General features: G+C 66.7%; 14 protein-coding genes. 10 read left to right on the top strand and 4 right to left on the bottom strand.

The annotated features are described in order from the left end of the window. Positions 1-120 precede the first annotated feature (120 nt). The 4 genes from Q5Z10_RS12115 to Q5Z10_RS12100 all read left to right on the top strand — a co-directional run bounded on the left by Q5Z10_RS12115 (position 121) and on the right by Q5Z10_RS12100 (position 6334). Positions 121-3255, top strand: a complete 3135-nt coding sequence (locus tag Q5Z10_RS12115; RefSeq protein WP_303635683.1) for a TonB-dependent receptor — start codon at positions 121-123, stop codon at positions 3253-3255. Positions 3256-3310: 55 nt separating this feature from the next. Next, the gene (locus Q5Z10_RS12110; RefSeq protein WP_303635682.1) at positions 3311-4075 is read left to right on the top strand and encodes a Slam-dependent surface lipoprotein; all 765 of its coding nucleotides are present in this window, start codon (positions 3311-3313) and stop codon (positions 4073-4075) included. An 88-nt stretch (positions 4076-4163) separates the two neighbouring features. Next, positions 4164-5624: a surface lipoprotein assembly modifier gene (locus Q5Z10_RS12105; protein WP_303635681.1), complete on the top strand. Its 1461-nt coding sequence runs from the start codon at positions 4164-4166 to the stop codon at positions 5622-5624. Positions 5625-5701: 77 nt separating this feature from the next. Beyond that, positions 5702-6334: a hypothetical protein gene (locus tag Q5Z10_RS12100; protein ID WP_303635680.1), complete on the top strand. Its 633-nt coding sequence runs from the start codon at positions 5702-5704 to the stop codon at positions 6332-6334. A 43-nt stretch (positions 6335-6377) separates the two neighbouring features. Here Q5Z10_RS12100 and proP read toward each other — a convergent pair whose 3' ends face one another. After that, on the bottom strand, positions 6378-7865 hold the full coding sequence (gene proP, locus Q5Z10_RS12095; protein WP_303635679.1) for a glycine betaine/L-proline transporter ProP: 1488 nt from the start codon (positions 7863-7865) through the stop codon (positions 6378-6380). 571 nt (positions 7866-8436) lie between these two features. Between proP and Q5Z10_RS12090 the strand changes: the two genes are divergently transcribed. Both Q5Z10_RS12090 and Q5Z10_RS12085 read left to right on the top strand, forming a co-directional pair. Then, positions 8437-8853, top strand: coding sequence for a baeRF12 domain-containing protein (locus Q5Z10_RS12090; RefSeq protein WP_303635678.1), 417 nt, complete (start codon positions 8437-8439; stop codon positions 8851-8853). A gap of 5 nt (positions 8854-8858) precedes the next feature. Next, the gene (locus Q5Z10_RS12085) at positions 8859-9182 is read left to right on the top strand and encodes a thioredoxin family protein (RefSeq protein ID WP_303635677.1); all 324 of its coding nucleotides are present in this window, start codon (positions 8859-8861) and stop codon (positions 9180-9182) included. Positions 9183-9372: 190 nt separating this feature from the next. Here Q5Z10_RS12085 and Q5Z10_RS12080 read toward each other — a convergent pair whose 3' ends face one another. Both Q5Z10_RS12080 and Q5Z10_RS12075 read right to left on the bottom strand, forming a co-directional pair. Continuing rightward, positions 9373-11706, bottom strand: a complete 2334-nt coding sequence (locus Q5Z10_RS12080; protein ID WP_303635676.1) for an autotransporter family protein — start codon at positions 11704-11706, stop codon at positions 9373-9375. 384 nt (positions 11707-12090) lie between these two features. Continuing rightward, on the bottom strand, positions 12091-13710 hold the full coding sequence (locus Q5Z10_RS12075; RefSeq protein WP_303635675.1) for an autotransporter family protein: 1620 nt from the start codon (positions 13708-13710) through the stop codon (positions 12091-12093). A gap of 78 nt (positions 13711-13788) precedes the next feature. Here Q5Z10_RS12075 and Q5Z10_RS12070 point away from each other — a divergent pair, with 78 nt between their 5' ends. The 3 genes from Q5Z10_RS12070 to Q5Z10_RS12060 all read left to right on the top strand — a co-directional run bounded on the left by Q5Z10_RS12070 (position 13789) and on the right by Q5Z10_RS12060 (position 17135). Further along, on the top strand, positions 13789-14046 hold the full coding sequence (locus Q5Z10_RS12070; protein ID WP_303635674.1) for a hypothetical protein: 258 nt from the start codon (positions 13789-13791) through the stop codon (positions 14044-14046). Between the two features lie 109 nt (positions 14047-14155). Continuing rightward, positions 14156-14506, top strand: coding sequence for a hypothetical protein (locus tag Q5Z10_RS12065; protein WP_303635673.1), 351 nt, complete (start codon positions 14156-14158; stop codon positions 14504-14506). A gap of 277 nt (positions 14507-14783) precedes the next feature. Next, positions 14784-17135, top strand: coding sequence for a GH92 family glycosyl hydrolase (locus Q5Z10_RS12060; RefSeq protein ID WP_303635672.1), 2352 nt, complete (start codon positions 14784-14786; stop codon positions 17133-17135). An 83-nt stretch (positions 17136-17218) separates the two neighbouring features. Here Q5Z10_RS12060 and Q5Z10_RS12055 read toward each other — a convergent pair whose 3' ends face one another. Continuing rightward, complete coding sequence (locus Q5Z10_RS12055) at positions 17219-17962, bottom strand: SDR family oxidoreductase (RefSeq protein WP_303635671.1); 744 nt, start codon at positions 17960-17962, stop codon at positions 17219-17221. A gap of 106 nt (positions 17963-18068) precedes the next feature. Here Q5Z10_RS12055 and Q5Z10_RS12050 point away from each other — a divergent pair, with 106 nt between their 5' ends. Continuing rightward, a complete protein-coding gene (locus tag Q5Z10_RS12050) occupies positions 18069-19001 on the top strand; it encodes a LysR family transcriptional regulator (protein ID WP_303635670.1) in 933 nt (310 codons plus the stop codon). Positions 19002-19028: the final 27 nt, after the last annotated feature.

Here is a 19028-nt window from a genome sequence, read left to right as displayed (position 1 = left end):
TCCGATTCCACGTTGTCGTTACTGATATAGCCAGAGCGAAACCGCGTTTCTCCTCAAGCCACACGCACCCGGCGCGCCCGATGCACGCCGGGTCCTGCCGCCCTTGAGGAGTTACCGTTCATGCCGTCTACGGCATCTGCCCGCCATTGCCGCGCCACCCTGCTGGCCCTGTCCATCGCCACCGTACTGCTTCCGCTGGCAGCGGTGCCGGCCGCCAATGCCCAGGCGGCTGCCGCCGCCCCGCAGGCGTATGCCATTCCGGAACAGCCGCTGGCCGATGCCGTGCGCAGCTTCGGCCGCCAGGCGCAGGTGCAGGTGGTGTTCCGCAGCGATCTGGTGGAAGGGCGCCGCTCGCGTGCGGTGAACGGGCATTACAGCCCGGCACAGGCGCTGCAGCAGCTGCTGCGCGACAGCGGGCTGCGCGCACAGCAGGAGCAGGACGGCGCCTGGAGCCTGCAGCCGGCAAGCGCTGATGCCGATGCCGTGGCAGCGTCGCAGGATGGGGTGGTGCACCTGGACACGCTGAAGGTCGGGGGACGGCTGCAGGCCAACGGCGGCCAGACACGCGATCGTTGGGGGTACGACGACGTGTACGCGCTGGACCTGAGCACCGGTTATTCCGGGCGTGAGCGCGTGGAGCGCTACCGCGGCGCCAACCCGGCCGACGTGGTCAAGGATCTGGTCGGTGTGTTCAGCGGCGATGCGCGCAACAGCGGTGCACTGGACCTCAACATCCGCGGCATCCAGGGGCCGGGGCGGGTGCCGGTCAGCATCGATGGCGGCGAGCAGGCGCTGACCGTCTGGCGGGGCTACAACGGGGTCAGCAACCGCAACTACATCGATCCCAACCTGATCGGCGGCATCCAGGTCATCAAGGGGCCGGCGCTGGTGCGTGATGTGCATACCGGCATCGGTGGCGCCATGGTCATCAAGACCCTCGACGTCGATGACATCCTCGACGCCGATGAACGCTTCGGCGGGGAGCTGAAGATCGAGGGCAGCAGCAACGCGGTCTCGCCACGGCTGCCGCGCCTGCATACCGGGCAGGACTACCGCAGCGTGGACGGCTTCCCGCAGTCCTCGCCGGCCTCGCCCTATGCCGACCGCACCCTGGTGGTGCCGGTGAAGTCGCGCAGCGGCGACAACCCGTTCGAGGGGGACGACCAGGCCTGGCGCCTGGCGCTGGGCTGGCGCGGCGAGCGCGCCGAGCTGATGGCGGCCTATGCTTGGCGCAAGCGCGGCAACTACTTCTCCGGGGACCAGGGCAGCGCTTACTACGACCAGCCGCCGCGCGAGCAGTTCGAGTACCAGGGCGTCGATTACATCACCACGCTGGCCCGCCACTTCAAACCGGGCGACGAAGTGCCCAATACCTCCAGCGAGCAGGAATCGTGGCTGCTCAAGGGCACCTGGCAGATCAGCGATGACCAGCAGCTGCGTGCCACCTGGCGGCATACGCTGTCGCACTACGGCGAAATCATGCCGTCGCGGATCCTGTCCGCACCGGATTACGGGCGCATCCAGTGGCCGCTCAGCCGGGTCGATGCCGATGCCTGGAACCTGGAGTATCGGTGGCAGCCGGCCGGCAGCCGCTGGCTGGACCTGCGTGCCAACCTGTGGCGGACCCAGACCACCAGCGACACCTACACCGCCGGTGGATTTCCCAACTTCGCCTCCGGCAATCCGGACTGGGATCCGGCACGCAGCCCGATCCTGCGCAACACCGCGCTGGCCAATGCCCGCAACGACCGCACCGGGCTGACCCTGAGCAACCGCTTCGCCCTGCATTCCACCCTCGACCTGACCGTGGGCGGCAACTGGCAGTACGAGAGGCTGCGATCGGATGATCCGTACTTCGGGGTCAGCGACGGTTGGCGCATGTACCCGCGTGCCGGCCGCCGCCAGGAGGGCGAGGGCTACCTGAGCCTGGAGTGGCGCCCGGTGGAGTTCCTCACCCTCGGTGCGGGCCTGCGCTACAGCCGCTACTGGGCCTTCGACGATTTCCTGCAGGACCATCCCGAACTGCTCACCACCAGCGTCGGCAGCCGGGAAGCCCGCTACCGGGTCAATGCGTTGCCGCCGCGTCCGGCCAGCCTGCAGGCGGAGATCGATGCGCTGGAAGCCGAGCGCGAATTCTGGGAGAGCATCGGCATGGGCTCGCTGGTCGATGACCTGTTGAGGAACCTGCTGGTCAAGTACGAAACCCCGGTGCCGGTGGAGCACCGCATCGCCTGGCAGCCCGACGCGCAGGGCAACTACACGCGCGCCGGCAACCCCTGCCTCAACGGCGAGGTGGCCGCGATACCGGGCCTGCTGCCGATGGTGCTCGGCAGCGACCAGACCTGCAGCATCTTCAGCACGGTGCAGGGCCAGCCGGTGCAGGCGCGGAACAGCCGCCGCCGCGACCACGCGTGGCTGCCGACATTCTCGGCCACCGTGCATTTCTCGCCCGACGCGCGCCTGTACCTGCGCTACACCGAAGCCAAGCGCTTCCCCAGCATGTTCGAGAGCACCATCGCGTTCTCCAGCAGCCTCAACCCGCTGTATCCGCTCAAGCCCGAGCACGCCTACAACTACGAAGCCGGCTATGTGCACTCGCTGTCCGGGCTGTTTGCCGAAGGCACCGATGCCGACGTCAGGCTCAGCTACTTCGTGCACAAGACCCGTGATGTGATCGAGCGCGACGCCTACTTCCTGTTCGACAACATCGACAAGCAGACCATCCGGGGCGTCGAACTGCAGGCGCGCTTCGACAATCGGCGCTTCTTCTCCGACCTGGGGGTCAGCCGCACGCTGGAAAACGAAGTCTGCGACGAAAGCAGCGCCGTCCTGCTCGATCCCAACCGCGGGCAGGTACCCAACTGCGTGCAGGACGGCTTTGTCGGCGGTTACCTGCTGACCCAGGCGATCCCCAGGCTGTCGATGAACCTCTCGCTGGGCACGCGCCTGTTCGACGAACGGCTGGAACTGGGCAGCCGCATCGTGCATTACCAGCGGCATGACAACCCGGACCTGCAGGCGTACCGGGACCGGTTGCTGGCCGGCGGCAGCAGCCTGCTGTGGCAGAACGTGCCGTTCACCTGGGGAAACATCACCACCGTCGACGCCTATGCGCGCTGGCGCTTCCACGCCAACGCCAGCATCGAACTGGTCGGCAGCAACCTCGGCAACCGCTACTACGTCGACCCGGCCACGCGTTCCACCCTGCCGGCACCGGGCCGCACGCTCAAGCTCGCGCTCAGTGCGCGCTTCTGATTCCCCTGCATTCACGCGTTGTACCTGTAGTTCCCTCAACCCAAGGAGTAGTTGCATGAAATCGATCTCCCGTTCCCTGCTGGCCGTCGCCGCCTCGTTCGCGCTGGCCGGCGCCGCCCATGCGGCCGATATCGTCGGCGCCGCCAGCGCCGTCACCGATCCGCAGCTCAACGTCAACGTCGGCGCCTCGCAGGTCAATGGCGGCCCGCACTCGGCCGGCAAGGCCGGCATCGGCGTCGGCACCGTGTCCGGCGGCATGCGCGTGGACTTCCAGGGCCTGAGTGCCTACTCGGCGCCGACCACCATCAACGGCACCACCGTGCGTACGCTGGCCATGCCGATCACCGGCACCCCGGGCAACCACGCCGGCATGGGCCACTTCAACTTCGTCAAGGTGGGCAGTGGCGATGTCTGGTTCGGCGAATGGTCCAAGGATGGCGCCGCCGGTGGCTTCAACAACCGCCAGGTGTACTTCGCCGGTGACCGGGCCGGCACCACCCTGCCGGCCGGGGTGGCCACCTACAGCGTGGCAGGCCTGAACCGGTTCAACGGCAGCAACCTGCTCAGCGGTACGTTCCGCGCCGACTTCGGCACGGGTTCGTTGCGTGGCCAGATCGCCGGGGGCGGGTTGACCGTGGGCGTCACCGCCGCCATCAACAGCGCGGATGCCTCTTTCGCCGGTACCGCAGTGGCCAATGGCTCGGTGTCGGGCAGCACCCAGGGCCAGTTCTTCGGCGCCAACGCGGCCACCCTGGCCGGCATCGCCACCTTCGCCGGCAACAGCCAGTACGACACCGCCTTCGGCGGCAGCAAGAACTGATGCCACACCCCTGACGGGGCAGGGCAGGGACAAGCCGCGATCCGCCAGTCCCTGCTTCGGCCCGTTGCATCGTGCCCACCGGATGACCATGCGCCCCCCTCTCATTCTCGCCCTCCTGCTGCTGGCATGGCCGGCAGCGGACGCCTGCGCGCAGCAGGAGGATCTGCGCCGTGTGCTGGAGCAGGGCAGCGACCTGCGCCACCAGCAGCAGGACCGGCAGCGCCTGCGCCAGGCCGAAGGCGCGCGCCCCACGCTGACCATCGACGGCCAGCAGTACCGGGTTGAACGCACCGCCGACGACCTCGGGCAGGCGCTGTACCTGTCGCTGCAGCACCAGCAATGGCAGGCGGTGGCCGCCTTCCTTGCCGAGTACATCGAACTGCCCGACCATGATCCGTTGCTGCGCCACTACGCGCAGGGCGCGCTGGCACGGGCGTCGGGGCGGCATGCCGCGGCCGCGGCCGAGTACCAGGCAGTGCTGGCCGCACAGCCGCAGTTCCTGCCGGCGCGACTGGAGCTGGCCCGGGTGTACGCCGAAGACCAGCGCGATGCCGATGCGATCAGGCTGTTCACCGCCATCGCTGCGGGCATCGATGCCGACGATCCTGCCACCGCCGGCGTGCGGGCGCGGGTGCAGGGCTATCTGCAGGCGCTGCGCGCGCGGCAGCAGTGGAAGGGCGCGCTGGCGCTCGGGCCGGCCTGGAGCGACAACGTCAACCGCAGTTCCGCCAGCCGCACCTGCCTGTTCGGTGATGGCGCAACCTGCTTCATCGAACGCAGGTTGCCCGAGGCACAGGCGGCCAGCGGCGCCGACTTCGATGGCAGCCTCGAGCGCCGGTGGGTGCTGGCGGGCCATCATGGGCTGTATGTACGGGGCCTGGCGTTCGGCCAGGCCTGGCGCGGCCACAGCGGTTACAACGAACTCAATGCCAGCGTGCAGGCCGGCTACAGTTGGCGCACTGCGCGCCACACGCTGCTGCTGGCCCCCAGCTACGACTACCAGGCGCTGGGCAATCATGCCCTGCAGGGCGGCAGCGGCGTGCATGGCGAATGGCAGTTCGCGCTGGACGCGCGCAGCCTGCTCAAGCTGGAAGCGGACTGGAAGCGCCAGCGCTACCGGCAGCCGGGCCTGGCGGCCAACTACGATGGCGAGCTGAGCGCGCTGTACGCCACCTGGTTCCGGGCGCTCAACCCGCGCTGGACGGTGTTCGCCGGCGTCGACGCCAGCGACAGCCGTGCCGCCGACGCCGCCAACGGCTACCGCCAGCGTGGCCTGCGCCTGGGGGCGGCGCGGCAGTGGGCAGGAACCAGCGCCACCGTGTTCGTTTCGCTGCGCAGGCGTGACTACCACGCCTGGAGCCCGCTGCTGGAGGCACGACGACAGGACGACGAGCAGAACGTGATTGCGATCGTGCGCAGCGAGCGCTTGGCGGTGGCCGGCCTGGTGCCCAGCCTGAGCCTGCGCTACGCCCGCATCGACAGCAGCGTCGGTTGGCTGTACAGCCACGACCGCAGCCTGCTGAGCCTGAAGTGGGAACGCGCGTTCTGAGCGCGGAGCAGGCTTTGGCCACGCCACCGCGTATGCGATGATCGCGTCCCGACAGTCCACCCACAGGGAGCATCAGGATGCGGCAACGGAGGCGAGCACAGGCGCACGCAGTGCAGGTGGTGTGCGTGCTGCTGGCAACGCTGGCGGGACCGGCGGCGTGGGCTGCCGAGCCGCCAAAGGAGGCGCCGGCCGATGCCACGGCCGCGCCCGAAGCCATCACCTACGACAAGGCCCGGCGTACCGCCGAGGCCTCGTTGCGGCTGCATCCCGGCACCGACAGCCGGTTCGACTATCGCCCGCTGTGGGCCGGCAATGCCGATCTGGATGGCGATGGCCGCCCCGAGATCGTCTATCTGTACACCGCCACCCAGCCGCCCGGCAGCACCGCGCTGCTCAACGAGCTGGTGGTGATGACGCCGCTGCGCGAGGGTGATCGGCGTGCGCAGGCTCCCACGCCGGGCAAGAGCGCCTACGACGACGAAACCTACGCGCTGATCCGCGCGTCCGGCTATGCCGACGATGCCAGCGTGCACATTCCCGGCGAGGTCGAATCCATCACGATGGACGGCGACCGTCTCAGTGTCAGCTTCGAGAGCGGGAAACAGCCGCGGCTGTGCGAGCGTGGCAAGGGCAGGCCGGCCTGCCCACCCGCCGGCCGCCACGTGTGGGTCTATCGCTGGACACCGGGCACGCTGACCCGCGCCAACTGAGTGCCGCCGCAGCGCAGGCCGCTGCCGGCGCTGCGGCACGCCATCAGGCCGGGGTCGCCGGTTCCGGCTTCCCGGCCTCCGGCAACGTCGGCAGGGTCGGGTCCACCGTCAGCGGCGCATCGCTCTTCAGCAACGCCACCGCTTCCTGGTCGCAGCCCACGGCCGGCGGCGAACCGCGCAGCGGCAGGCCGGCGGTCTCCTTCACGAACATCATGGTGATCAGGCCGATCACCGCTGCGCCCATCAGGTAGTACGCCGGCACCAGCGGGTCACCGGTACGCTCCACCAGCCAGGCGGTCACCAGCGGCGTGGTGCCACCAAACAGCGACACCGACACATTGAAGGCGATCGACAGTGCGCTGTAGCGCACCGGCGTGTAGAACAGCGCCGGGAGGGTGGAGGGCATCGAACTGGTGAAGCACACCAGCGCCAGGCCCAGCAGCATCAAGCCGAGGAAGATCAGCGCATCGTTGCCGCTGCCCACCAGCAGCAGGCACGGAATGGCCAGCACCAGCAGCGCGATGCAGGCACCGATGATCATCGGCCGGCGCCCCAGCCGGTCGCTGAAGAGACCGCCAACGATGTTCAGCGGCATCATCACCAGCATCACGATGATGATCAGCAGCAGGCCCTTGCTCTCGGCATACCCCATGGTCACGCTCAGGTAGCTGGGCATGTAGGTCAGCAGCATGTAGTCGGTCACGTTGAACACCAGCACCAGGCCCATGCAGACCAGCAGCTGGCGGCCGTGCACACGCAGCAGTTCACCCAGCCCGGGGCGCTCATGGTCGCGCTTTTCGGCCTCTTCCGCATAGGCACGGAACGCCGGTGTTTCTTCCAGTTTCATGCGCATGTACAGGCCCAGCAGGCCCAGCGGGCCGGCAACCAGGAACGGGACGCGCCAGCCCCAGTCCAGCATCTGCGCGCTGCTCAACAGCATGTGCAGCGCAGTGACCGTACCGGCACCGGCGATGTAGCCGCCCAGCGTGCCGAACTCCAGCCAGCTGCCCATCAGGCCACGATTGCGGTCGGTCGAGTACTCGGCAATGAATGTCGCTGCGCCGCCGTACTCACCGCCGGTGGAAAAGCCCTGCACCACGCGCGCAAGCAGCAGCAACACCGGCGCCCAGATGCCGATGCGTTCGTAGGAGGGAATCAGGCCGATCGCAAAGGTGCCCAGCGCCATCAGGATCATGGTGAAGGCCAGCACCTTCTGCCGTCCGTAGCGGTCGCCCAGCGGTCCGAACACCATGCCACCCAACGGCCGCACCAGGAAGGCCACGGTGAAGGTGGCAAAGGCCGCGATCACCTGCGCGGTGGGGTTGCTGGAGGGAAAGAAGACCTGGCCGATGGTCACGGCCAGGTAGCCGTAGACACCAAAATCGAACCATTCCATTGCATTGCCCAGTGCCGCCGCGCCAACGGCGCGCTTGAGCATGGGCTTGTCGACGACGGTGATCTCATCGACCTTCAGGTGGCGGCGGCGTTTGAACCAGCCGAAATGGGCGTGTGCGTTGGAGTTGTCCTGCATGGGGACTCCCTTGGAAGAATGGAATGTGGGGGATGGGCAGTGCGAAATGTCCCGAACGTCGGAAACGGCGATGCTGGCGCAACAGGCGCAGGGGCATCGGAGCGAATGCCCGCAAGCGGGCAGAAGGGCGCGTGCGGTCAGCTGTCGCACACGCAGCAAGCATTGCCCGCTGCACGCGCAGTGAGCCATCGGACAGGTCCGATTGAGTGTCAGCAGGGGGAACGCGGCGAGCGGAAATCAGCGGCGGGGCAGGGCCCGCAGGCGTCATCCGCCGGGGTCCAGCGCCAGGCGGTGGAACGGCGAGGGGGATACGATGAGGGAAAGCCAGACGCCTGTCGGCAGTGCTTCCCGCATGCCCGCAACGGCGGCAGGCATGCAGTGGGTCGTGTCGATCATCCTTCCATGATAACGGTTACGGTGTGAGCATGCAGCGAAACACGGCTGCGCGAACGCTGCGTTCCAGCTCGCCTGTTCATGCAGTCGCGCCGGTTACGCGGAATGAACGGGTTGTGCTCGTTGCACTCACGCCGCTGCTTCTACCGTGGTGGCGAACCAACGCAAGGAGTAACGCATGACCCGTCGCATTCCCGAAGGCACCCTCGTTGTTGTCGCCGATGGTGGCTCAGCCCGCGTGTTCACCAACGTTGGCAGCGAGCAGAAGCTGAGCTTGAAACAGGAGGGCGAGCTGCGCCTGCAGGACATCAGCGAGCAGGGCGTTTCCGGGCAGGGGCCGGCCGGTGCGGTGCCCAAGGACATGTCCATCTCCCAGCTCAACGAGGCGACCTTCGCCAAGCAGGTGGCAGAGCAGCTCAATGAAGACGCGCTCAAGAACCGCTACACGCACCTGGTGCTGATTGCCGACCCGACCACACTGGGCCGCATCCGTCCGCTGCTGCACAAGGAAACCCAGTCGCGGCTGCTGGCCGATATCGCCAAGGACCTGACCAACGCGCCGCTGGAAGATATCCAGCGTGCGCTGGCGGCGTAGCACGCATGCCGTTCATGCGTGACCATGTCGCCGCCGAACCGGCCCGCGCCGATGTCGATGCGCAGGCCGGTTGGCTGCTGCTGGAATTCGGCGCGCCGTGGTGTGGCCACTGCCAGGCTGCGCAACCGGCGCTGCAGGCATTCGTGGATGCGCACGACCTGCCGCACTGGAAGATCGAGGATGGCAAGGGCAAGCCGCTGGGCCGCTCCTTCCAGGTAAAGCTGTGGCCTACGGTGATCCTGCTGCGTGATGGCCAGGAAGTGGCACGGGTAGTGCGGCCGGTGGAACGCGCAGATCTGGCAACGCTGCAGAGCGCGCTACCCGATTGATCGGCACCCGCCTTGTGCGGCGGCGTGCCACGCTCGACTGATTGCCGTGGAGCCAAGCTCCACGGACGTCCTGCAAAGCCGTGCCCGATGGTGCCGCAGGGCTCAATGCCACGTCGTGCAACCCTTCATGCCAACAGCAAAGGGCGGCCCGGGCCTGCGCCGGAGCCGCCGTTTTCAGGCCAAGAACGCTTTACCAGTTGTAGCTCAGGCCCACCTGCGCACTGGTCTGGTGGTAACCACTGGCACGCTGCAGTGACAGCCCGCCCCACGCGCCGATACCGTTGCCGAACTTCACCGAGGCGCCGCCGCTGAACTCGCCACGGCTGCGCGGAATGCGGGCATCCACCACCTCGTCATCCATGCGGATCTGCGATTCGGCACGGGTATGCAGCCAGTGGGCGGCGAGATACGGCTGCACTTCGGCCACGCCATTGCCCCAGCGGGTCACCCCGGACAGGCGCACACCGGCACGCCCGAACATCCCGTCGGCATCCTCGGTGGTGACCACCGTGCCGTTCACTTCGGTGTGGCGGTTGCCGTCCCAACGGCTGTAGCCCACCTGCAGTTGCGGCTCCAGATAGATGCCACCGTTGCTGGCACCGCCCACGCGGAACGCATAACCGGTTTCAATCGCACCCTGCCAGGCGCGGCTGTTGTAGCGTTCGTCGGCCAGGCCGATGCCTTCCACCCGGTTGCGGAACTGCGCACGCTGCAGCGAACCATCCACATAGAAGCCCGCATACGGGTCGGCATCGTTGCCACCGCGCCAGGTACCGTAGATGCCCAACGCTTCGCCCTTCACCTTGCCGCGCGCGTAGTAGCCGGTCAGCTCATTGGTGGAAGTGCTGCTGGCATTGCCGGTGGACAGCATCACGCCGACCGTGCTGCCCGAATCGTGACGCCACACATCAGCACCCACGGTCAGTGCCTGGCTGTTGCCGCGGATGTCCAGCTGCTGGCTGATCGCATCGAAGCCATTACGCGAACCGTCCACACGCGCCCACGCACGGCCGGCGTTCTGGCCAGCATGACGGTCGTGGTAGCCAACGCGGAACATGGTCTGCGCCGCCTGCAGGTTGGCCAGGTAAGCGCCCGGTTCCGGGCGCAGCACTGGGTCGGGCGTGCACTCGGGCAGGGTGGGGTCGACCACACACGGGTCCGGCACGGTCGGCAGTACCGAACGCAGGTACCAGTTGCCATCTGCGCCGGTGCCCTTGTGCAGGAAGTATTCGTACTGGCCGCCCACGGCGCGGCCTGCCAGAGTGAACTGGCCGTTTGAGGCGCCGCCGACCTGGATCAACTGGATGCCCTGGCTGGTCTGCGCGCCTGCGCCGCCCACATTGTTGACGCGCACGTTGGCGCTGCCGCTGGTGTCGCCGCCGATGATCAGCTTGTCGGTGGCCGCATCGTCGCCGGCCAGCACGGTGTTGAACAGGAGCGTGCCGTCGGCGCCGCTGAAGTTGCCGGCCACGTTGAGGGTGTGGAAGGCCGAGCCGTCGCCAAGGGCAATCGTGCCGCCGCTGCCCAGGTTCAGCGTGGCCACCGTACTGGCACCGGTCATCTGCCAATACCCACCATCGCCGATGCTGGCCTGGTTGACCCCGGTGAACACGCCATTGATGCGGCCACCCTTTGACAGGGTGACGTTACCGATACTGCCGTCGTTGGCCACCAGCACATTGCCTTCGAGTACGGTGCTCTCGACGTTGAAGTTTGCCGTTGTCGTGCGCGTAGTGGCCACTCCCTGTTCGACGGTGATCAGATTCCCATCTGCACCGCTGAGGGTTGCGCCATTGCGAACGAAAATGTTTGCCGTGTCCAGACTGCCATTGCCGATGGTGCTGACATACAGTGCACTGCCGGTGGTAGCCTTGACGGACGAAGCATCAATGATGACATCGCCGTCCCCTGGGCGAGCCAGACCGTCATCGGACAGCCACATGGTGATGCCGTGTGACTCACCTTCGACGTGCGTTCCATTGGTCAGGGCGAGCGATCCACCGAACGACGTGATCGCGCCATTCTTGTTTGTCACACTGGTGCCGGTGACGCGGGTATTGGAAAGCGAAAGGCTGCTTCCCGAACTTACGGATGCTGCGCGGCCTACACCGGAAATGCTGCTGTCGATGAAGGTGGCGCTGGAACCGATGTTGGAACCTGCATTTACAGAAAGGGACAGAGCCACGCCACCCGTGTTGGTCAACGTGCCGCCGTTGAAAGTTGCCTGCGACTGGTCACCCACAGACAACCCAGTATTGCTCGCAGTGAGTATCGATCCGCCAGTGACATTGAGTGTGGAATTGGCCTGCAGCGAAGTGGCGTCGGCGACGCCGCCAGCGAGGATGTTCAATGTCGAGGCACCCTGCACGCTCCAGGTCTCAACAGGATCGCCCGCATGGATGTCATGAGTCTGTCCACCAACGAGGCTGCCGGCGAGTGCTGGCAAGGGGAGGCAGAGAAGCAGCGCGCTTGCCAGCAGGCACGGCGCGAGCAGAGCAGGGGAACGACGAATAGCGATCTTCATGACGGGACTCCTGGTGAAAGGGAACTTCAGGAAGGGGACCGCATTCACTTCGTCGGCGTGAATGAAACGCTGAGGCGCCGTGAAAATAGCGTGATACCGGTTGCCCTTCGGCCCGGGTGGCGCAACGGAGCACGTCCTTTTCCGGCAGTGATGTTCCTCATCGCATGCCGCCCCGCTGCGCCATGGCAGGCAGGGGGCCAGTCTCGTCTTCGGCCTTGGGGCGATCCATGCAAAAAGTTGCAGTTGAATCCAGACAAGTTCTGGCGTGTTTAGCACTGTTCAGCCACTGAAACAAACGTGCACGCAGGTTGGCGGCTGTAATCAGTCACAGACAAAGGGTGGCCCAGGCTTGCGCCCGAGCCGCCCTTCAAGGCCAAAAAAGTCTTACCAGTTATAGCTCAGGCCGACCTGCGCACTGTTCTGGTGGTAGCCGCTGGCACGCTGCAGTGACAGCCCGCCCCACGCGCCGATGCCGTTGCCGAACTTCACCGACGCACCGGCACTGAACTCGCCACGGCTGCGCGGAATGCGGGCATCCACCAGCTCGTCGTCCATGCGGATCTGCGATTCGGCACGGGTGTGCAGCCAGTGGGCGGCCAGATACGGCTGCACTTCGGCCACACCGTTGCCCCAGCGGGTCACCCCGGACAGGCGCACACCGGCACGCCCGAACATCCCGTCGGCATCCTCGGTAGTGACCACGGTGCCGTTCACCTCGGTATGGCGGTTGCCGTCCCAGCGGTTGTAGCCCACCTGCAGCTGCGGCTCCAGATAGATGCCACCGTTGCGGGCACCGCCGATGCGGAACGCGTAACCGGTTTCAATCGCACCCTGCCAGGCGCGGCTGTCGTAGCGTTCGTCGGCCAGGCCGATGCCTTGCACCCGGTTGCGGAACTGCGCACGCTGCAGCGAACCATCCACGTAGAAGCCCGCGTACGGATCGGCATCGTTGCCGCCGCGCCAGGTGCCGTAGATGCCCAACGCTTCGCCCTTCACCTTGCCGCGGGCGTAATAGCCGGTCAGCTCGTTGGTGGAGGTGCTGCTGGCATTGCCGGTGGACAGCATCACACCTGCGCTGCTGCCCGACGCGTGACGCCACACATCAGCACCCACGGTCAGTGCCTGGCTGTTGCCGCGGATGTCCAGCTGCTGGCTGATCGCATCGAAGCCATTGCGCGAGCCGTCCACACGCGCCCAGGCGCGGCCGCTGTTCTGGCCGGCATGCCGGTCGTGGTAGCCGAGGCGGAACATGGTCTGCGCGGCCTGCAGGTTGGCCAGATAAGCGCCCGGTTCCGGACGCAGCACCGGGTCGGGATCCGGGCCCGGATCAACCGGCGTGCACTCGGGCAGGGTGGGGTCGACCACACACGGGTCCGGCACGGTCGGCAGTACCGAACGCAGGTACCAGTTGCCATCGGCGCCGGTGCCCTTGTGCAGGAAGTATTCGTACTGGCCGCCCACGGCTCGTCCGGCCAGGTTGAACTGGCCGTTGGAGGCGCCGCCGACCTGGATCAACTGAATGCCCTGGCTGGTCTGTGCGCCGGCGCCGCCCACATTGTTGACGCGCACGTTGGCCGTGCCGCTGGTGTCGCCGCCGATGATCAGCTTGTCGGTGGCCGCATCGTCGCCGGCCAGCACGGTGTTGAACAGGATCGTGCCATCGGCACCGCTGAAGTTGCCGGCCACGTTGAGGGTGTGGAAGGCCGAACCGTCGCCGAGGGACAGGGTGCCGTTGCCCAGCCCCAGCGTACCCACTGTGGAGTTGCCGGTCATGTTCCAGCTGGCCGAATCCAGAGTGACGCGGGTGACCTCGGTCATGGCGCCGGTAATGCTGGCGCGGTTGGAGAGGTTGACATCCAGCGTGCTGCCGACGGTATTGATGATGTTGCCGGTGAGGCGTGAATCATCAACGTTGAAACCAATCGTTGCATCGGGTGCTTCCACGGACACCAGATTGCCATCGCCACCAATGAGTTCGGTGTTGCCCTGAACCGAAAAGACCACGTTGGAACGTGGGTTGGTGGGACCGCGCGAGGGAGCTACGCGGATGGCAGCCCCGGTGCGCCCTTCGACGCGCGATGCATGAATGTCTACGTGGGATGCGCCGGCTTCATCAGTGTCAACGGCATAGATGCCATTCTGGGCGCCAATGACATTACTGCCGTTCTGGATGGATACGTCTGCTGTGCCGATCACCAGCAGTCCGTTGCCCGCCACCTGGGGCTGGGCAGCAGCATTGGCGAGTGCTTCCAGGCGTGTAGCATCGAGGACAAGATGAGCGCGCTGGGTAGTGCTGCCGAGTGCAACGGCGACGCTGGCGCCAACGCCGAGGCCGAGTAGATCGCTGCGCCGAACCGTCGCTGTCGATCCCGGAAGGAGAGGATCACCCGCACCGTTGTCGCCCAACGTAAGTGCACGGCCACTGGTATTGCGGATGGTCGAGTCGGAGATGTCGCCACTGCTGCTGTTGAGAACAACTGCGCCTGTTGTCCGCGCCGCTGATACCGAAGCGCCTGTGAGCACCAACGTGGATTGCTCGCTTGCAGTGATGGCCAACGTCTCACCACCGGGATTGGCGGTCAACGTTGCGTTGCGAAGGATCCATGTCTCAGGTGTGTCGCCCGCATTGACCGCGGCGGACTGTCCGGGATTGAGCGTGCCTGCATACAGCGGAACGCTTACGGCAAGGGTGCTGGCAACGGCCAGGGCAAGCGAACGACGAACCGCGATCTTCATGACGGAACTCCTGGTGAAAGGAACTTCAGGAAGGGGGCCGTATTCACTTCGTCGGCGTGAATGAAGCGCTGCAACGGCGTGAAGGCGTGGTGATTGGGGCCCCTTTTCCAAGTTGGATGAGGAAAAGCGTGACGACAGTCGCGTCAGAACTGCGGACGTCGTCGGGTGTCTCGCCTCTTCGGTGTGAGCCCAGTCTGGTGACCGCCAGCCGGGGAAGCCATGCAATAACTTGCAACCGAAATCGGACAAGTTCTGTCGCGTTTCCATCTGTTCAGCCGCAGCGCAACATGCAGTCCCTACAACCCGGTGCTAGCATCCGGTCACCACCTGAATCGATCCAAATGCCGATGCCCCTGTTGCAACGTCGTTTCCTGCTCGCTGTCGCCGCCTCGGCCATGTTCGCTTCTGGTCTGGCCGGCGCCGCGCCCGCCCGAACCGCGGCCGACAAAGCCTATGCCTCGGTCGACCCGTTCATCGGAACCGGCGGGGAGGGCCATACCTATCCCGGCGCCACGGTGCCGTTCGGCATGGTCCAGCTCAGCCCGGACACGCGCATCCAGCCGCGCGAAAAGGCCTATGGCTGGGCCGCGGGCTACCGCTATGACGACAGCAGCATCGTCGGCTTCTCGCACACGCACTTCTCCGGCACCGGCCATTCCGATCTGGGCGACATCCTGGTCATGCCGTTCACCGGCAACCCGGGCCTGGAACGCGGCGATCCGGACGCGCCGCGCAGCGGCTATGCCTCGCGCTTCCGCCACGATGACGAAAAGGCCGAGCCGGGCTACTACGCGGTCACCCTGGACGACTACAAGGTGCGCGCCGAGCTGACCACCAGCGCCCGCGTCGGCGTGCATCGCTACGCCTTCCCCAGGGGCACCGATGCCAAGGTGCTGCTGGACATGCGCACCAGCATGTACGACTACCCGGGCAAGATCCTGTGGTCGCGGGTGCGCGTGCGTGCCGACGGCACCGTCACCGGCTTCCGCGAAACCCGCGGCTGGGCGCCGGGCCGGCAGGTGTTCTTCGCGATGCGTTTCTCACGGCCGCTGGCCGGGCATGAACTGCACAGCACCGAGAAGGACATCGCCTACAAGGGCTTCCCGCCGCCGGGTGAGAAGGACCCGGCGCAGCGCGCGCAGATCGAGGGCCGGCAGCTGGTCGGTACCTTTGATTTCGGCAGGCTGGACGCCCCGCTGATCGTCAAGGTTGCCATTTCGCCGGTCAGTGAAGCGGGTGCCATCGCCAACCTCGATGCGGAAGTGGCGGACTTTGATTTCGACCGCGTGCGTGCGCAGGCGAAGCAGGAGTGGACGCAGGCGCTGTCGGTGCTGGATATCGACGCACCCGAACATGCACGCCGCAGCGCCTACACCGCGCTGTACCACACCCTGCTGGGGCCGACGCTGTTCATGGATGCCGACGGCCAGTACCGCGGCCCGGACAACGCCGTGCACAAGGCCGAGGGCTACACCCATTACTCCACCTTCTCGCTGTGGGATACCTACCGTGCGCTGCATCCGCTGCTGACCCTGGTGCAGCCGGAGAAGCGCAACAGCGATTTCGTCAATTCGATGCTCGCTCACCACCAGCACAGTCCCTACGGCATGCTGCCGGTGTGGTCGTTCCACGGGCTGGAAGACTGGTGCATGATCGGCTACCACGCGGTGCCGGTGATTGCCGATGCCTACGTAAAGGGCATCCGCGGCTTCGATGCCGACAAGGCACTGAAGGCGATGGTGGAGACCGCGAACTACGGCCCCTATGACGGCATCGCGCAGTACCGCGAGCTGGGCTACGTGCCCATCGACGAGGAAGGCGAGGCCGCGAGCAAGACGCTGGAGTACGCCTTCGACGACTGGACCATCGCGCGCATGGCGCAGGCGATGGGCAAGGCCGATGTTGCGGCCACGTTCGACAAGCGCGCCGCCAACTGGCGCAATGCCTTCGACAAGGACACCGGCTTCATGCGCGCGCGCAAGCGCGACGGCAGCTTCCGAACCCCGTTCGATCCCAGTGCCAGCGGCTACGGCACCGACTACACCGAAGGCAATGCCTGGCAGTACTCCTGGTATGTGCCGCAGGACGTGGCCGGGCTGGCGGCGGCGCACGGCGGCAGCGACAAGCTGCTCGCGCGGCTGGACGAGGTGTTCAACGCCAAGGTCGATCCGTCCATCTTCGAGCACATGGAAGACATCACCGGGCTGATCGGCTGGTACGCACATGGCAACGAGCCCAGCCATCATGTGGCCTATCTGTATTCGCATGCCGGGCAGCCGTGGCGCACCCAGGCCCGCCTGAAGCAGATCATGGACAGCCAGTACGCCGACCGTCCCGATGGCCTGGCCGGCAACGATGACGTCGGCCAGATGTCAGCGTGGTATGTGTTCACCGCGCTGGGGTTCTATCCGGTGGCACCGGGCTCGGGCGAGTACATCCTCGGCCGGCCGTTCCTGCCGAAGACCGCGATGCGCCTGCCGAACGGCAAGACCTTCACCATCGTGGCCGACGGGCTGGACGACAGGCATACCTACGTGGGCAGCGTGAGCCTGAACGGCAAGCCGTTGCAGCGTACGTTCCTGCGCCATGCCGAGATCCTGGCCGGTGGCGAGCTGCGCTTCAGCATGCAGGCCGAGCCGAACAAGGACTGGCCGGGGCAGGGCGCGCAGGCGCCGTATTCGATGTCGCGGTAGCACGCACGGTAGCGCCGGGCCCTGCCCGGCGGTTGATGGACGGCGCCCACCCACCAAGGTGGGCGACTACCGTCGGCATGCCATCACACCATTCCGCCATTGGCGCGCAGCACCTGGCCGTTGATCCAGCCGCCGTCGGCACCGGCCAGGAATGCCACCGCGCCAGCGATATCTTCCGGCGTGCCCAACCGTTCCAAGGGATTCATCTTCGCCAGGCGTTCGATCAGCTCGGGCGACTTGCCGTCCAGGAACAGATCGGTGGCGGTGGGGCCGGGCGCCACTGCGTTGACGGTGATGCTGCGCCCGCGCAGCTCCTTGCTGAGGATCGCGCCCAGGGTTTCCACTGCCGCCTTGCTGGCGGCATACACGCCGTAGTTTTCCAGCCTGATGCCCACTACGCTGGTGGACAGGGTGACGATGCGGCCGCCATCACGCACGCGCCGCGCGGCCTCGCGCAGCACGTTGAAGGCGCCCTTCAGGTTGATGCCGATGACCCGCTCGAACAGGGCGTCGTCGGTGTCGGCCAACGGCGCCAGCTGCAGCACGCCGGCACTGTTGACCACCACATCGATACCGCCGAAACGGGCCTCGATGGCGTCGAACAGCTGGCGCACGGCCTGTGGATCGGCCACGTCGGCCTGCAGCGCAACGGACTGCGCCCCGTCCGCGTTGAGTTCGGCGGCCAACGCTTCGGCATCGTCGCGGCGGCCGGCATAGTTGATCACCACGGCATGGCCGTCGGCGGCCAGGCGCCGTGAAATGGCGGCACCGATACCACGGGAGCCGCCGGTGACCAGGGCGATGCGGCGAGCGGGGGAAGCGGTCATGGGGTTTTCCAGGCGGGCACGCCGGAGTGGCGCAGGGCCATCATCGTCACCTTGAAGCCCCGGATAATCCGGCATAATCCGCCAACATCATCCGGGTTGCCGAACAATGGACCGCTTTACGGCCATGCGTGCCTTCGTCCGAATCGTGGAACGCCGCAGTTTCACCCGTGCCGCCGAGGACCTGGGCCTGCCGCGGGCCACGGTGACCGATGCGATCAAGGCCCTGGAACAACGCCTGGGCGTGCGCCTGCTGCACCGGACCACGCGCGTGGTGGTGCCGACCCTGGAAGGCGAAGTGTTCTACGGGCGATGCCTGCGCCTGATCGCCGACATGGACGATGCCGAGGCCGCGTTCCGTGACGTGCCGCCACGCGGCCCGCTGCGCATCGAGGTGCACGGTACGCTGGGCCGGCACCTGCTGTTTCCACACGTGCCGGACTTCCTGCGGCGCTACCCGGAGATCGAGCTGGACGTCAGCGAGGGGGATCGTTACGTCGATCTGCTGCGCGAAGGCGTGGATGCGGCGCTGCGTGTCGGCACCCTGGCCGACAGCGATCTGGCGGCGCGACGGTTGACCCTGCTGCGTGAGGTCACCGTTGCCTCGCCCGGCTACCTGCAGGCGCACGGCCTGCCCGATTCCCTGCACGCGCTGGAGCACGGCCACCAGATGGTCGGCTACCGTTCCAGCGCCACCGGCCAGCTGATCCCGCTGGAGTTCCAGCAGGGCGGGCAGGTGCGTTACCTGCCGCTGCCGGCGCGGGTGCGTGTTTCCGGCGCCGATGCCTTCCTCGGTGCGGCCCTGGCAGGCCTGGGCATCATCCAGGCACCGCGCTACCGCATGGACCCGTATATCGCACGCGGGCAGCTGGTTGAGCTGTTGCCCGAGGCGCCGCCAACGCCGAGTCCCCTGAGCCTGGTCTATCCGCGCAACCGCACGCCGGCGCCGCGGCTGCGGGTATTCATCGACTGGGTGGCCGGAGTGTTCGATCAGGACGGGGGTGCCGGCCAGCGGCCGGCACTACCGAAGCGACGCTCCTGAGACGCCGGCATGGGCGGGCGGTGCTGG

Source organism: Stenotrophomonas sp. 704A1 (genome assembly GCF_030549525.1).
GTDB lineage: Bacteria > Pseudomonadota > Gammaproteobacteria > Xanthomonadales > Xanthomonadaceae > Stenotrophomonas > Stenotrophomonas tuberculopleuritidis.
This window is presented reverse-complemented; position numbering and strand designations above follow the sequence as displayed.